Below are 14,777 nucleotides of genomic sequence, written 5' to 3'. Positions count from 1 at the left end.
GCCATGCTGGATTTCCTGGAGCTTGAGGAAACGGTCGGCCGGGCCTGGCACCGGCTCGTTGGCAATACCGGCACCTGGCCGCGTCATCCGGAGCATGCCGTGCGGCTGGAGGATGTCCGGCCGGTGCTCGCCGTCTGCTTCCGCGGCTTCGGCGGCGAGGGCGCGGTGCAGATCGCGCCCGCCCGCGGGCGCACCTCGGCGCATCGCCTGAGGCTGCGCCAGCGCATGGGGCTCGGCGAGGAGAAGCTGGTGCAGCCCGGCCGCGACCATGCGAGCCTGATGCTGCCCGGCGCGATCGACCTCTTCGCCGATCGTAGCCTCAACCGGGACCTCTACGTCTGGCTCGCGGCGACGATGGCGGTGATGCCGCTCGACCCGGTTGTCGAGAGCGATCCTCTGCAGCGCGACCTTGCCATTCTCCAGCGGGCGGAGGCGACGGTGAAGGCGGTGCTTTCGGCCTTTCCGGGGCTTGCGCGGCGCTACCGGCGGCTTTCGGCCGCCACGCTTTCGGCGCGCCGCAGCCGGCCGCTTCCCTCCGTCGAGCGGCATGTGGAGAACCGTATCCTCAGCCTCCTGAGGAAGGGCGCCGGCCTTGCGGACGATACGCTGCCGGTCATCTTCCCGCACCGGGCGCCGGCCGGATACCTGCCGATGCTGCCTGTGCCGCTATGGCCGGATGCGCTCCTGCGCGAGGAGGGCGAGGGGCGCGGCGAGGAGGACCAGCCGGCAACGGGCGGCACGCCCGAGACCCCGGAGACCGGCCGCCATGTCGCGCTGCGCGAAAAGGCCGAGAACCGCAAGAACGAGCGCAGCCCCTTCATTCTCAACCGCTTCGAGAAGATCCTCGCCATGGCGGAGATGGTCAATGTCGACCGCCCCGGCGATGATAGCGACGACCACGATTCGAGCGCCGCCGACGAACTGGACGACATGACGCTCGGCGAGCGCAAGGGCCGCCCGTCCGCCCGCTTCCATTTCGATCTCGACCTGCCGCCGGAAGCGCTCGACCGCACGCGGCTGACCGGCGAGCACACCTATCCCGAATGGGATTTCCGTACCGGCACCTACCTGCCCGACCATTGCCGGGTGCTTGCTTCTCCCGCACCCGACATGGCTGCCGTGCCCGAGGCCGACGCCGACACGAAGAGCCTGATCGGCCGCGTACGCCGGCAGTTCGAAGTGCTGCGGCCGCGCCATGAAATGCTGCGCGCGCAGCTCGACGGGGCGGAGCTGGACCTCGATGCCGTGGTGCGCGCCCGCAGCGACCTTGCCGCCGGCGGGCAGGGCAGCGACCGCATCCACCTGATGAGCCGGCCGCAGGCGCATGACCTTGCCGTCACCATCCTCGTCGACGTGTCGCTTTCGACGGACGCCTGGTTCGACAACCGCCGGGTGCTCGACGTGGAGAAGGAGGCGCTGCTGGTGCTGGCGCACGGTCTTGCCGCCTGCGGCGACAGCCACTCGATCCTCACCTTCACCTCGCGGCGGCGCTCCTGGGTGCGGGTCGAGACGGTCAAGGATTTCGGCGAGACGATGAACCATGCCGTGGAAGCGCGCATCGCGGCGCTGAAGCCGGGTTTCTACACCCGCATCGGCCCGGCGATCCGCCATGCGGCGGCAAAGCTGCGCGAGCAGCCGAACCGGCGAAAGCTCCTCCTGCTGCTCACCGACGGCAAGCCGAACGACGTCGACCACTATGAGGGCCGCTTCGCGCTGGAGGACAGCCGTCGGGCGGTGAACGAGTCGCGGCGCACCGGCGTCAGCGTGTTCGGGGTGACGGTCGACCGGGAGGCGCAGGCCTATGTGCCGGCCATCTTCGGCCGCAACGGCTATGCCATCGTCAGCAATATCGCTCGGCTGCCTGCGGCGCTGCCGGCGATCTATCGCGGTCTTGTCGGATAGAGGCGCAAGATCTGCGAGGAAGGGCCCGGCATGCCGCACCATGCCGGGCCCTTTTTCGTTTGGGTTTCAGGCCGCCTTGCTGTGCGTGCGGGCCGACCGGTCGATATAGGCGTCGAAGGCGGCGGCGACCGCGCGGATGATGAAGCGGTGGTCCTGCCGCACCGTGACGGTGCCGCCGCGGATGTCGATCGCGCCATCCTCTGCAAGCGCCGCCAGCTTGGCATTGCCGTCGAGAAGCGGGGCCGCATCGAAGCCGTGCCGCGCGGCGATGCCCGTCACGTCGACGCGGAAATCGCACATCAGGCGCTCGATGATCTCGGCGCGCAGCCGGTCCTCCGCCGTCAGCCGGTAGCCCTTGGCGGTGGCGAGGCGGCCGGAGGCGATGCGCTGGGCATAGAGGCCGGGCGGCACCTCGTTCTGCACGTAGCCTTCCGCCGTGCGGCCGATCGACGAGGCGCCGAAGCCGATCAGCGTGGTGCAGGCATCCGTCGTATAGCCCTGGAAGTTGCGGCGCAGCCGGCCGCGCTTGGCGGCGAGGGCGAGGCTGTCTTCCGGCAGGGCATAGTGATCGAGGCCGATGCGCACATAACCGGCGCCGCCAAGCGTTTCGGCGATCGCCTCGGCCTGCGCGCTGCGAAGGGCCGCGTCGGGCAGCGCCCGCTCGTCGATCAGCCGCTGGTGCTTCTTGAAGGACGGGATGTGGGCATAGCCGAAGACGGCGAAACGCTCCGGCCGCATGCGGATCGCCGCCTGCGCGGTCGCGATGCAGGAGGCGACCGTCTGGTGCGGAAGGCCGTAGATGAGGTCGAAATTGATGCCGCTGACCCCGGCCTTGCGCAGCCGCGTGGCGGCCTCGGCCGTCTGCGCCTCGCTCTGGATGCGGTTGATCGCCTTCTGCACGACGGGGTCGAAGCTCTGCACGCCGAGGCTCGCGCGCGTGACGCCTGCCGCGCCGAGCGCCGTCGCCATCTCGGCGGAGAGGGTGCGCGGGTCGATCTCGACGGCGATCTCCGCGCCGCCGGCAAAGGCGAAGCGGGCGCGCAAGAGGCCGATCAGGTCGCGGAACTCCTCCGGCTGCATGATGGTGGGCGTGCCGCCGCCGAAATGCACATGGCGGATGGTCGGCCGGCCGCCGACCGTCCTGGAGACGAGGTCGATCTCTTTTCGGAGCATGTCGATATAGTCGAGGATCGGCTCGTCGCGCTGGGTGATCGTCGTGTGACAGCCGCAGTACCAGCACATGGAGCGGCAGAAGGGGATGTGCAGGTAGAGCGAGGCATCGGTGCCGGGCCGGATGGCGGCAAGCCAGTCGCCATAGGTGCCGGTGCCGACGGTCGGCGAAAAGCCCGGCGCCGTCGGATAGCTCGTATACCGCGGCAGCCGTGCCTCGCCGTATTTTTCGATCAGGGCCTGTTGCATGGCGCATTCCTTTGTCCGGGTGGATGAATGGGAGGAGCCTAGGGGCCGAGCCGGAGTGCTTCTTTGCGAAAAGCCAAGCAGCGGGACGTCGCGGCCGCGCATTTCCGGAATTGTTTGCGCAACGTCAAAGTGGCGGGCAGGTCGCGGGGTTAGCGTCGGCTGGTTCCGGTCGGTCGGGCCGTGCCTTCCGGAACGGGATCGGAGCGGCCGGGACGGAACAGAAAACCATGTCAGACGACCAGGCCAAGCCTTCCATCGATGTCCGCACCATTGCCCCGCGCGAACGTCATCCGCGCATCTTTGGCATGCTCGGCGCGCTGCTTCCCGGTAAATCGATGCTGATCACCAGCGACCACGACCCGCGGCCGCTGCACTATCAGTTGGAGACGAATTTCCCGGGCCAGTTCGGCTGGGACTATCTCGAACAGGGACCGGAGGTCTGGCGCGTCGAAATCGACCGGATCGAGGATCGCGGCTGCGATTGCTGCTGCGGCTCGGACCACTAGGCAGCAGACGGCACACGGCGAAGGGGAAACCTTATGCAGGGCGCGACGCTCTCCCGCTGGACCATGTCCTATTTCGCCCTGGCCTGTCTGATGCTCGTCGCAGGTCAGGGCCTGATGCTGGCGGGCTACGGCTATCCGGCCGTCGCCGTCAGCGCGCCGGAAACCCTGGTGCTCGTCCATATCCTCGCGATCGGCTGGCTGAGCCTCCTGATGGCGGGGGCGCTCCTGCAGTTCGTGCCGGTGCTGATCGCCCGCCCGCTGGTCGGCGGGCAGTTTGCGGCGCCTGCCTTGCTTCTGATCGTTGCCGGGCTCTGCGCGCTGGTCGGCGGCTTCGTGGCGCTGTCCGGCGCCATCGACCTGCCGCTCGCGCTCCTGCCGGTGGGGGGAGGGTTGCTGCTCGCCGGTTTCGTCCTCCTCGCCGCCATCCTTGCCGCCACGCTTCTTGCGGCGCGGCCCCTGCCGCTACCGGCGCGCTTCGTCGCCGTCGGGCTGTCGGCGCTCGTCGGCGCTGCCCTTGCCGGTTTCGCTTTCACGCTTGCCCTTTCCGGCACCAGCGACAGCCTGTTGCTTGTCCGGCTCGTCGCCGACGGCGTGGATTTGCATGCGGCGCTGGGCCTTGGCGGCTGGCTGAGCGTCACCGCGGTCGGCGTCAGCTACCGGCTGCTCGCCATGTTCCTGCTGGCGCCCGAGACGGAGCGGCCGACGAGCCGCATCGTTTGGTGGGCGGCAAGCCTTGCCATCGGGCTTGTCGCCGCCTGCATTCCCGTCATCCTTCTCGCCGCCTCCGGCGTGACGGCGCTGTTTGCCGCCGCCCTCCTTCTGACGCTTGCCGCGGCGCTGCTCTACGGCGGTGACGTCGTGCATCTCTACCGTGCGCGCAAGCGCAAGCAGGCGGAACTGAACATCCGGGCGACCTTCGCCGCCTTTGGCGCACTTGTGCTGTCCGTTGCCCTGCTCAACCTGCCCGGCATCCGGGCGGGCGAGGGGCTTGCGGCGGTCGTCTACCTTTTCGTCTTCGGCTGGCTGACGGGGCTGGGGCTTGCCCAGCTTTACAAGATCGTCGCCTTCCTGACATGGTTGGAGGCCTATGGGCCGGTGCTCGGCCGCGCGCCGGTGCCGCGCGTGCAGGATCTGGTCGATGAAGGGCGTGGTCGCGTCCTGTTCTGGTTCTACTACGGCGCGGTGGCGGCGGCCACGCTCGCGCTTTTCTCGGAGACTTCCGGCGTTTTTCGCGCGGCGGTCCTCGTGCAACTGGCCGCGACGCTGGGGTTGATAGGAGAATTCATCCGCGCGCGCCGGCTTTGCATCGTGCCGAAAGCGCTGCGGGCGCCGGTCGGCACGGTGCGCCCCCATCTCTTCCTGCCTACATTTGTTTCAAGGAGATAACCGATGTCCGACGTCTCAAACGCCATCGCCCCCAAGACCCTCGACGTGCGGCCGATCCTGGAAAGCGGCGGCGAGCCGTTCCAGGCGATCATGGAGGCGGTGCAGTCGCTCGGCCCCGGGCAAGGGCTCCGGCTCTTCGCCACCTTCCGTCCCCAGCCGCTGTTCCGCGTCATGGCGAGCCGCGGCTTCGACCATGAGGCCCATGAGATCGAGGGCGGCGACTGGGAGGTCCTCTTCACGCCGCAGCAGGCGGCCGCGCCGGTCGAGACCTCCGACAATGCGGACCGCCCGGAGACCTGGCCGGATCCCTCGCTTCATCTCGACCTCAGCGACCTCGATCCGCCCGAGCCGATGGTCCGCATCCTTGCGGCGGCCGAGACGCTGGAACCGGGCGAGGTCCTCTTCGCGCTCCTGTCCCGCGAGCCACTGTTCCTGTTCCCCGAATTGACGAAGCGCGGCCACCAGTGGGCCGGCAATTTCGACGAGACGGGTTCGGCCTATCGCATCCTGGTGCGGGCCGGCCGGGCGAAGGCGTGATCCGATGGACGAGGACGAGAAGGCTGCACTGACCGAGGCCATCCGCAATGCCCTGCGCATGATCATCGACCCGGAAATCGGCCGCAACATCGTCGATCTCGGCCTGATCTACCAGATCGCGGTGGAGGAGGGCGGCATCGCGCGCATCGCCATGACGACGACGACGCGGGGCTGCCCGGCGAGCGCTTACCTCAAGGATGCGGTGGCCAATTGTGTCTGGTACGTGCCGGGCGTCGAATATGCCGAGGTGCGGCTGACCTACGAGCCGCCCTGGACGCCGGAGATGATGGCGGCGGAAGGCTAGGCAGAAAACGGCCCGGAACTGCTTCCGGGCCGTTTCGCATTCAGAGCGGTGTGCGGCGCTTGCGTGCGAGGATCGGCGCATATTCGAGGCAGAAGAGCCCGAAGGCCACGATCCAGAGCAGCCCGGAGGCGGCGTAGACGAGGTGGCTCGCCTCGGGAAAGACCTCGCCGAGCGGGCGGATGAGCGCGCAGAGGATCAGCGCGCCATAGGCGGCGACGGTGAGGCGCGAGGCCTGCAATGGGCGGCCGGTATGGCCGAGGCTCGCCCGTGTCATGACGGCCAGCATCATGCAGGCGATGGCGCCGACCGAGAGGAGATGCAGCACGGAGCGTTCCTCCAGAAAACCGAGCGCGCCGAGGGCGATGGACGCGAGGCCGAGCGGCACGAAGGCATAGGCGACATGCAGGACGACGAGCAGCTTTTCCGGCCGCGTCGTCCAGCCCCGCCAGCGGTGGAGGCGGATGCAATGCAGGAGGGCGGCGACCAGGCCGAGGCCGGCGGTGCCGGGGCGGTCGGGCGCGAGCGTCCAGGCGGTGAGCGCGCCGACGCCGGCAAGGATGGCGACCATGTCGAAGCGGTTGTAGGGCACGGGAAAATCCGTGCGCCCGGACTTGTTGAGCCAGTTGCGGGTGAAGCTCGGCAGGATGCGGCCGCCGACGATCATCACCAGCACGACATAGGCGGCGACGGCAAGGCGGATCGCCATGTGGTCATGCTCGCCGTCGATGGCCGCCACATGGAAGATGCCGTTGGCAACCGACAAGGCGAGGAGGCCGCCGAGCACCTTGAGGTCCTTCCACTTGCGCCCCGCCACGACCTCGCGCGTGCAGATGGCAAGCAGCGCCGGCAGGAAGAGCCCGTCGATGACGGCCGCCGCGATCACGCCGATCGTGTCCGGCACGAGCAGCGCGAGGCGTCCGGCACACCACAGTGTAAACAGTGCGAAGAGCGGCCAGCCGGAGACGGGCAGGCGCCCCGTCCAGTTCGGCACCGCCGTCAGCAGGAAACCGGCGAGCACGGCGGAGGCAAAGCCGAACAGCATCTCATGGGCGTGCCAGTTGGGCGCTCCGTAATCGCCCCCAAGCTCGATATGCCCGGTGATCGCTGCGATCCATAAGGCCATGGCGGCAACCGCCCACAGGCCGGCGCCGAGGAAGAACGGCCGGAAGCCATAGGAGAACAGCACCGGGCCGGTGCGGGAAAGGCCGCGGGGAACGGCGCGGCTGACGCGCGCGGTGGTTTGGCTTGCACTCATGTTCGTGTTCCTTTGCATTTGTCAGCTCTTTGTAGGGCAGCCGCGGTGGCGCTTCTTTGCGAGATGGCAAAGAGCAAATCAGCATCTGCCAAAATGCCGCAGCGGCCGGAAAGACCTGTTTGTCCCATCACAAAGAGGCCGGCGCGAATGCTCCTAGAACAGAGAGGACCGGGCGATACACCGCTCCGTCCTTTCAAAAGGAGAGAAACAATGACCGAGCAGTTTCAGATGACACGCCGCACCATCCTGGGCGGAGCCGCCTTTGCCGGCGTCCTGACGCCGATCATTGCGGCGTCGATGGCGCGAGCGGAAGGCGGCGCCATCGAGACGAATGCAGCCGCAACGGCGGCCGACATCGCCAAGCTGGAACGCGTGAAGGTCGAGCTGGTCAAGCCGCCCTTCGTTCACGCCCACACCCAGAAGGCCGAAGGCGGACCGAAAGTCTACGAATTCACCATGACGATCGAGGAAAAGAAGATGATCCTCGACGACAAGGGCACCGAGGTCCATGCGATGACCTTCAACGGCTCGGTCCCCGGCCCGCTGATGGTCGTGCACCAGAACGACTATGTCGAGCTGACGCTGATCAACCCCGACACCAACGAGCTGCAGCACAACATCGACTTCCACTCGGCAACGGGTGCGCTCGGCGGCGGCGCGCTGACCGTGGTCAACCCCGGTGAACGCACGGTGATGCGCTTCAAGGCCACCAAGGCAGGCGTCTTCGTCTACCACTGCGCACCTCCCGGAATGGTGCCCTGGCACGTCACCTCGGGCATGAACGGCGCCATCATGGTGCTGCCGCGCGAAGGCCTGACGGACGGGCACGGCAAGGAGCTGACCTATGACCGGGTCTACTATGTCGGCGAGCAGGATTTCTACGTGCCGCGCGATGCCGAAGGGAACTACAAGAAGTATCCGAGCGTCGGCGAATCGTATGCCGATACGCTCGAAGTCATGCGCACGCTGACCCCGAGCCACATCGTCTTCAACGGCGCCGTCGGGGCGCTGACCGGCGACAATGCCCTGCAGGCCAAGGTGGGCGAGAAGGTGCTGATCGTGCATTCGCAGGCCAACCGCGATACCAGGCCGCACCTGATCGGCGGGCATGGCGACTATGTCTGGGCGACCGGCAAGTTCCGCAACGTGCCTGACGTCGACCAGGAGACCTGGTTCATCCCGGGCGGCACGGCGGGCGCTGCCTTCTACACCTTCGAGCAGCCCGGCATCTACGCCTATGTCAACCACAACCTGATCGAGGCCTTCGAGCTGGGCGCTGCCGCCCACTTCACGGTCACCGGCGAGTGGAACGACGACCTGATGACCTCGGTCACGCCGCCGAGCGGCGCCTGACGCCCCGTGCTGCTGGCACGCCCGTCCGTGAGGGCGGGCGCGCCAATGCGGGCCGCCGCCGGCGGCCCGGTCCGAAAGCGGCGCCCGTCCCGGATGCCGAACGATCGTCCGGGCGATGCGCAAGGAGGCCGTCATGGCTGCACTGACTTCGAAACCCGCCATTACCTGGACATCGCTCGCCCTTCCCGCGCTGCTCCTCGCCGCGCTTGCCGGCGGGATCGCGGTGAAGACGGATCTTATCGGCGCTACGCCCGCCGGCCCCGTGCTGGACGAGCCGATGACGGTGGAGATCGCGCCGCGCCGTTTCGAATACCGCGAGAGCGGCGAATTCTTCCGCAACGGCTTTGTCGTCGACGGGCCGATCAAGACGGTCACCGTGCGGCGCCCGCTCACCATCATGAAATACCAGGTGAGCGCGGCCGACTATCGGCGCTGCGTCGCGGACGGCGCCTGCGCGCCGGCCGAACCCGGCTTCGTGCCGGCGGAAGCGGCCACGGCGCCGGCGACGGGCGTCAGCTATGACGATGCGATGGCCTATGCCGGCTGGCTGAGCGCCCGCACCGGCGAGATCTGGACCCTGCCGCGTGACGAGGATCTTGCCTTCGCCGCCGGCACGCGCTTTCCCGACGATGCGCTCGGCGTCGACATCAACAGCACCAATCCGGCCGAGCGCTGGCTTGCGGACTATCGCCGCGAGGCGGCGCGCAAGGCCTCGCGCGATCCCGTTCCCCAGCCGCTCGGCCGCTTTGGCGAAAACGAGTTCGGCCTTGCTGATTTCGCCGGCAATGTCTGGGAATGGACGGCGACCTGCCATCGGCGCGTCAATCTCGACAAGGCGGGCAGGGTGGTGAACGACGTGTCGTCGTGCGGCATCTACATTGCCAGCGGCAAGCACCGGGCGGCGATGAGCTCGTTCGTGCGCAACCCGAAGGGCGGCGGCTGCGCCGTCGGCGTGCCGCCGGACAATGTCGGCTTCCGCCTCGTCAAGGACACGCGCTGGTATGCGCCCCTGCTCGCCGCCTTGAAGGAGAAGGGGTTTTCTTTCTGACGGGGATGTTCAAACTTTCAGGTGGCGGCATGGCGTGATAGAAGCCGGTAGCTTTCACGCGAGAGGGATTTGGCTGTGAAGATCGACCGGACCGTCGTCCGCTCGCTTGCCCTGTTCGACAGGATGAGCGACGAGGACCTCGACAGGCTGCTGACCCATGCGACGGCGCGCCGCGTGGCGCAGGGCGACGCCGTCTTCGAACAGGGCCAGCAGGCGGCGAGCTTCTTCCTCCTGCTGCACGGCCGGCTGAAGGTGACGCAGGTGACGGAGGACGGCCAGCAGATCATCGTGCGCGTCGTGCATCCCGGCGACCTCTTCGGCTTTGCCAAGGCGCTGCAGCGCACGGACTATCCGGGCACCGCGCGGGCGGCGACCGAAAGCGTCATCCTCGGCTGGCCGACGGATCTCTGGCCGCATTTCGTCGAGCAGAATCCCCGCCTCGCCGTCACGGCCATGCAGACGATCGGCCAGCGGCTGGAAGAGGCCCATACCCGTATCCGCGAGATGTCGACGCAGGAGGTGGAGCGCCGGGTGGCGCATGCCGTGCTTCGTTTGTCCCAGCAGGCCGGGCGGAAGGAAGAGGCCGGTATCCGCATCGACTTCCCGATCTCGCGGCAGGATATCGCCGAGATGACCGGCACGACGCTGCACACGGTCTCGCGCATCCTCAGCGCCTGGGAAGCGCGCGGCCTCGTCGAGGGGGGGCGGCAGAAATTGCTGATCCGCGACATGGCGGGGCTTTCGGCGCTCGCCGAGGGCACGCGCGAATAAAATGCAAAAACGCCGCAGGATCGTTCCTGCGGCGTTTCCCCGATTTTCAGCGGGCGGGCGGGGCGTACATCAGGCCGCCGTCGCTCCACAGCCGGTTGAGGCCGCGGTCGATCTTCAGCGGACTGTCCTTGCCGAGGTGGCGCTCGAAGATCTCGCCATAATTGCCGACAGCCGAGACGGCCTGGTAGGCCCATTTCGGATCGAGGCCCATCGCCTTGCCGGCCTCGCTGTCGATGCCGAGGAAGCGCTTTTGCGCGACGGTGCCGTTTTCGACGAGCTTGGCCGCATTCTCCTTGCCGATGCCCATCTCCTCCGCCTCGATCAGCGCGAACAGCGTCCAGCGCACGATCTTGAACCATTGGTCGTCGCCCTGGCGCACGGCCGGGCCGAGCGGCTCCTTGGAGATGACCTCCGGCAGCACCTCGAAGCGCTCGGGGTCGTTGAGCGTCAGGCGCTGGGCATAGAGCGCCGAGGCGTCGGTCGAATAGACGTCGCAGCGGCCGGTGTTGAAGGCTTGCACCGTCTGGTCGGGCTTTTCGAAGGCGATGACCTGGTATTCGATCTGGTTGGCGCTGAAGTAGTCGGCCATGTTCTGCTCGGTCGTCGTGCCGGTTTCCGTGCAGACGGAGGCGCCGGAGATCTCCTTGACGCTCTTCACGCCGATCTCCTTGCTGACCATGAAGGCCTGGCCGTCATAGTAATTGACGCCGACGAAGCTCATGCCGAGATCGGTGTCGCGCGACAGCGTCCAGGTCGTCTGGCGCGAGAGCAGGTCCACCTCGCCCGATTGCAGTGCCGTGAAACGGTCCTTCGTGGAGAGTGGCACATAGGCCACCTTGTCCGGATCGCCGAGCGTGGCGGCAGCGACGGCGCGGCAGAAATCGACATCGAAGCCGCCCCACACGCCGTTCTTGTCCGGCACGGAAAAGCCGAGCACGCCCTGGCTGACGCCGCAGCGCACCTCGCCGCGCTGCTTGACGATGTCGAGCGTGCCGGCATGGGCGGCCGTGCCGGCGGCGAGCGTGGCGGCTGCCAGGGCCAATGTTGCAATCTTCATGGGTTCTCCTCCTTGTTGCTTTTGGGCATGCGTCATCCCGGCCGGGAAGAAGACGCTTCCCGGTGGCATGGTGTTGCGTAGTGGTGGCGTTCGCCTCAGCCGAGCGTCTTGGTGACGTCGGCGAAGGTTTCCTCGAGCACGGCGATCAGGTGGTCGGCGTCCCGCTTCGAGAAGATCATCGGCGGGCGCATCTTCAGGACGTTGTCATGCGGCCCTTCCGTTCCCATCAGCACGCCGCGGCGGCGGGCACCGTTGGAGACGGCGCGGGCGAACTCGGTGGCGGGGGCCTTCGTCCTGCGGTCGGTGACGAGCTCGATGCCGAGGAAGAGGCCGAGGCCGCGCACGTCGCCGATCACATCGTATCGCGCCTGCATGGCGCGGAAGGCGTCCATCAGGTGGTTGCCGATGGCCAGCGCATTGCCGCGCAGGTCCTGGCCTTCGATGACATCGAGCACGGCAAGGCCGACGGCGCAGGAAACCGGGTTTCCGCCGAAGGTGTTGAAATATTCCATGCCATTGTTGAAGCTGTCGGTCACTGCACGGGTCGTCACCACCGCGGCCATGGGATGGCCGTCGCCGATCGGCTTGCCCATGGTGACGATATCGGGCACGACGCCCTGTGTCTCGAAGGCCCACCAATGGCTGCCGACGCGGCCGAAGCCGACCTGCACCTCGTCGGCGATGCACACGCCGCCCGCCGCGCGCACCAGCCGGTAGACCTCCTTGAGATAGCCTTCCGGCAGGAAGACCTGGCCGGCGACGCTCGGAATGGATTCGGCGATGAAGAAGCCGGGGCCTTCGCCCCTGGCCTGCATGCCGGCGATCAGCTCCGCGACGCTTTCGGCAAAGCGCTTGCCGTGCTCCTCGACCGGCCAGTCGTCGGGTGCGCGGTAGCTGTCTGGAATGGCCGCGACATGGACATGGGGCTTCGGCCCCTTGCCGCCCTTGCGGCGGAACTTGTAGGGACTGATGTCGATCAGCTCCTGCGTCGTGCCGTGATAGGACCAGTCGAGCGTGATGGCGTTCTCGCGGCCGGTATGCGCCCGCATCAGCCTGAGCGCCAGGCTGTTGGCCTCCGATCCGCTGTTGACGAAGCCGGCGACCGTCAGCTCCTTCGGCAGCGTCGCCGTCAGGCGCTCGGCATAGGCGACGATGTTGTCGTGCAGGTAGCGGGTGTTGGTGTTGAGCGTTTCCGCCTGCTTCGCCATCGCCTCCACCACGACCGGATGGGCATGGCCGATGTGGCAGACATTGTTGAAGCAGTCGAGATAGGCCCGGCCGCTGTCGTCGATCAGGAAGACGCCTTCGCCGCGCACGAACTTGATCGGCTTGTCGTAGGAGATGGAAAGGTTCGGCAGGAGCAGCTCGCGCCTGAGCCTGACGATCTCCTCGTGCGAGCGGCCGTGGCGTTCGTAGAACTCCCCGGCGATGCCGGCAAAGGTGCTGGCATCGGGGAAAAGCTCCGCCCAGACGTCGAGATAGCGGGCCTCCCCGACGCCGAGGATCTCGGTGGCGGAGAGATTGGTGTCGGTGGAGAGCTGGAGATGGAGATGCGGCGCCCAGCCGCCGTTTTCCGTGGGTAGGCCCATCTCGCCGACGAGCGCGCCGGCTTCCAGCCGTTCGCCGGCCTGCAGGCGGTCCGTCGCCTCATGGGCGAGATGGCCCCAGAGGCTGACGAAGGGCGGGCAGCCTTCCGGCTCGTGGCGCAGCGCGATCAGGCAGCCGTAGCCGAGCGGGTCCTTCTCGATCTCGACGCTGACGACGGTCGCCGGCAGCGGCGTGAAGACCTTCGTGCCGGCGGCCATGAAGAGGTCGAGGCCGAGATGGCGGGTGCGGCGCGTCTTCTCGATGAAGCGCGAGACGAACATCTCGCCGGCATAGACGGTGCGCTCCTCGCCGAAGGGACCGATGCCGAGTTCGATGCCGTTCTCGCGGCAATGGGCCTCCCAGATCGCCTGCGCCGCGTCCGGTTGCTCGGCGGCGGACGTGACGGTCATCGGGTGGGCCGGGTCACCGTAGGGGACAAGGGCTGCCGGATAGGTCGCGGCCGGGCGCTCCAGCAGGGGGGCGAGCGCCTTGCGGTTCCTCGCGATCCAGCCGGCGACGGTGCGGGCGCCCGGCGCGGCCTCGAAGCCGCAGGCCTTGCGCAGGATGGCGGTGGCGAAACGCGGGTTCATGCGGTCGAGCTTGCGCAGCAGCGTCCAGGCCGGGCGCTCGCTGATGGCGAGATACGGGTTGTCCTGCGTATGGCTGCGGCGCGAGGCGGAGATCGTCACGGACGTGACGAGGCGGATGGCGATGAGGTCGTAGAGGAGATCGACCTCCTCTTCCTGCAGCGGATATTCGGCATGAAAACCGCTGGCAATCGCGGCAGCCGCGCCGATCGGGTCGGCATGGTCGAGGCCGGCATAGGCGGCGGCGATGGCGACTTCGGCGATGATGGGCGCGTGCAGCGCATCGCCGAAATCGATCAGGCCGGAGATCCGGTCGGCATCGCCATTGTCGACGAGCACGTTCCAGTCGTTGGCGTCGTTGTGGATCACCGCGGCGCGCAGCATCGCCAGGCGCGGGGCGATGGCGGCGAAACGCGTAAGGAAGCGTTCGAGCAGTGCCCGGTCCTCGGCGGCGGCGACATGCTGCAGGCGCCCGGCGGAGCGGCCGGCATGGCGGATGTCCCAGTCGAGATCACGTAGCGCACCCGGATGCATGAAGCCCTTCAGCGCCGCATCGAAACGGCCGAGCATGCGGCCGAGGCCGTGGAGCGCGGCATCGCTGCGTTCCGTCTCGGCGAGCGGCCTGCCCTCGACCCAGCTAACCAGCCGGATGCGATGGCGCGCGCCATGCGGCCCGATGGTGGAGGCAAGGCTCGCGCCGGACAGCGCCGGGCGGATATGCGACACCGGCAGGTCGCCGGCATGGGCGCAGAGATGGGCGAGCAGCGCCGTCTGGAAGTCGCTCTCGACCTCCGGCTCCGCGGCGTTGACGATCTTCAGGATGAAGGTTCCCTCCGCCGTCTCCACCTTGAAATTCTGGTCGCGCTCGCTGGCCAGCGGCGAAAGCGTGCCGGAAAGGCCGTAGTGCTCGGCAAGCAGCGCGGCGGCGGCGTCGATGGAAAAATCCGGGGTCGTCTTCAGCATGTCGTTCATGGTCATCCTCGTTCCTGCCGAAGAGTTACATGGACGGCGCGGCGGCGCATCCGGCATTATGCCGGTTGTGCCGGCACTCTGTTTATAATAACC

12 protein-coding genes are annotated in these 14,777 nt (G+C 67.7%); 8 read left to right on the top strand and 4 right to left on the bottom strand.

Annotated elements, in window-relative coordinates; genetic code table 11:
* Positions 1–3 precede the first annotated feature (3 nt).
* On the top strand, positions 4–1,902 hold the full coding sequence (locus tag shn_RS16555) for a nitric oxide reductase activation protein NorD (protein WP_064331390.1): 1,899 nt from the start codon (positions 4–6) through the stop codon (positions 1,900–1,902).
* Positions 1,903–1,968: 66 nt separating this feature from the next.
* Here shn_RS16555 and hemN read toward each other — a convergent pair whose 3' ends face one another.
* The gene (gene hemN, locus shn_RS16550; protein ID WP_064331389.1) at positions 1,969–3,321 is read right to left on the bottom strand and encodes an oxygen-independent coproporphyrinogen III oxidase; all 1,353 of its coding nucleotides are present in this window, start codon (positions 3,319–3,321) and stop codon (positions 1,969–1,971) included.
* A 227-nt stretch (positions 3,322–3,548) separates the two neighbouring features.
* On the opposite strand from hemN, the gene shn_RS16545 reads away from it, so the two are divergent.
* From shn_RS16545 to shn_RS16530, 4 genes are read left to right on the top strand one after another with little or no spacing between them, the layout of a single operon-like run.
* Entirely contained in the window at positions 3,549–3,827 is a 279-nt protein-coding gene (locus shn_RS16545) for a DUF2249 domain-containing protein (protein WP_064331388.1), read from the top strand.
* Positions 3,828–3,860: 33 nt separating this feature from the next.
* On the top strand, positions 3,861–5,213 hold the full coding sequence (locus tag shn_RS16540; RefSeq protein ID WP_064331387.1) for a hypothetical protein: 1,353 nt from the start codon (positions 3,861–3,863) through the stop codon (positions 5,211–5,213).
* Between the two features lie 3 nt (positions 5,214–5,216).
* Positions 5,217–5,750: a DUF2249 domain-containing protein gene (locus tag shn_RS16535; RefSeq protein WP_064331386.1), complete on the top strand. Its 534-nt coding sequence runs from the start codon at positions 5,217–5,219 to the stop codon at positions 5,748–5,750.
* A 4-nt stretch (positions 5,751–5,754) separates the two neighbouring features.
* On the top strand, positions 5,755–6,054 hold the full coding sequence (locus shn_RS16530) for a metal-sulfur cluster assembly factor (protein WP_064331385.1): 300 nt from the start codon (positions 5,755–5,757) through the stop codon (positions 6,052–6,054).
* Positions 6,055–6,094: 40 nt separating this feature from the next.
* Here shn_RS16530 and shn_RS16525 read toward each other — a convergent pair whose 3' ends face one another.
* Positions 6,095–7,309: an NnrS family protein gene (locus shn_RS16525; protein ID WP_064331384.1), complete on the bottom strand. Its 1,215-nt coding sequence runs from the start codon at positions 7,307–7,309 to the stop codon at positions 6,095–6,097.
* 210 nt (positions 7,310–7,519) lie between these two features.
* Here shn_RS16525 and nirK point away from each other — a divergent pair, with 210 nt between their 5' ends.
* The 3 genes from nirK to shn_RS16510 all read left to right on the top strand — a co-directional run bounded on the left by nirK (position 7,520) and on the right by shn_RS16510 (position 10,481).
* A complete protein-coding gene (nirK, locus tag shn_RS16520) occupies positions 7,520–8,662 on the top strand; it encodes a copper-containing nitrite reductase (RefSeq protein WP_064331383.1) in 1,143 nt (380 codons plus the stop codon).
* A 133-nt stretch (positions 8,663–8,795) separates the two neighbouring features.
* Complete coding sequence (locus shn_RS16515) at positions 8,796–9,710, top strand: SUMF1/EgtB/PvdO family nonheme iron enzyme (RefSeq protein ID WP_064332654.1); 915 nt, start codon at positions 8,796–8,798, stop codon at positions 9,708–9,710.
* A 75-nt stretch (positions 9,711–9,785) separates the two neighbouring features.
* Positions 9,786–10,481: a Crp/Fnr family transcriptional regulator gene (locus shn_RS16510; protein ID WP_064331382.1), complete on the top strand. Its 696-nt coding sequence runs from the start codon at positions 9,786–9,788 to the stop codon at positions 10,479–10,481.
* Between the two features lie 46 nt (positions 10,482–10,527).
* Here shn_RS16510 and shn_RS16505 read toward each other — a convergent pair whose 3' ends face one another.
* Entirely contained in the window at positions 10,528–11,538 is a 1,011-nt protein-coding gene (locus shn_RS16505) for an amino acid ABC transporter substrate-binding protein (protein ID WP_064331381.1), read from the bottom strand.
* Positions 11,539–11,633: 95 nt separating this feature from the next.
* Positions 11,634–14,684, bottom strand: a complete 3,051-nt coding sequence (locus shn_RS16500) for an aminotransferase class III-fold pyridoxal phosphate-dependent enzyme (protein WP_064332653.1) — start codon at positions 14,682–14,684, stop codon at positions 11,634–11,636.
* Positions 14,685–14,777: the final 93 nt, after the last annotated feature.

The organism is Shinella sp. HZN7 (assembly GCF_001652565.1).
GTDB classification, from domain to species: domain Bacteria; phylum Pseudomonadota; class Alphaproteobacteria; order Rhizobiales; family Rhizobiaceae; genus Shinella; species Shinella granuli.
The sequence above is the reverse complement of the archived record's forward strand: the minus strand, read 5'-3'. Positions and strand labels throughout refer to the sequence as shown.

Bases quoted from the DNA above. Each gene is read 5' to 3' on its own strand.
- shn_RS16500 (WP_064332653.1), bottom strand. From the start codon at position 14,684: ATGAACGACATGCTGAAGACGACCCCGGATTTTTCCATCGACGCCGCC.
- shn_RS16545 (WP_064331388.1), top strand. From the start codon at position 3,549: ATGTCAGACGACCAGGCCAAGCCTTCCATCGATGTCCGCACCATTGCC.
- nirK (WP_064331383.1), top strand. From the start codon at position 7,520: ATGACCGAGCAGTTTCAGATGACACGCCGCACCATCCTGGGCGGAGCC.
- shn_RS16530 (WP_064331385.1), top strand. From the start codon at position 5,755: ATGGACGAGGACGAGAAGGCTGCACTGACCGAGGCCATCCGCAATGCC.
- shn_RS16515 (WP_064332654.1), top strand. From the start codon at position 8,796: ATGGCTGCACTGACTTCGAAACCCGCCATTACCTGGACATCGCTCGCC.
- shn_RS16535 (WP_064331386.1), top strand. From the start codon at position 5,217: ATGTCCGACGTCTCAAACGCCATCGCCCCCAAGACCCTCGACGTGCGG.
- shn_RS16505 (WP_064331381.1), bottom strand. From the start codon at position 11,538: ATGAAGATTGCAACATTGGCCCTGGCAGCCGCCACGCTCGCCGCCGGC.
- shn_RS16555 (WP_064331390.1), top strand. From the start codon at position 4: ATGCTGGATTTCCTGGAGCTTGAGGAAACGGTCGGCCGGGCCTGGCAC.
- shn_RS16540 (WP_064331387.1), top strand. From the start codon at position 3,861: ATGCAGGGCGCGACGCTCTCCCGCTGGACCATGTCCTATTTCGCCCTG.
- hemN (WP_064331389.1), bottom strand. From the start codon at position 3,321: ATGCAACAGGCCCTGATCGAAAAATACGGCGAGGCACGGCTGCCGCGG.
- shn_RS16525 (WP_064331384.1), bottom strand. From the start codon at position 7,309: ATGAGTGCAAGCCAAACCACCGCGCGCGTCAGCCGCGCCGTTCCCCGC.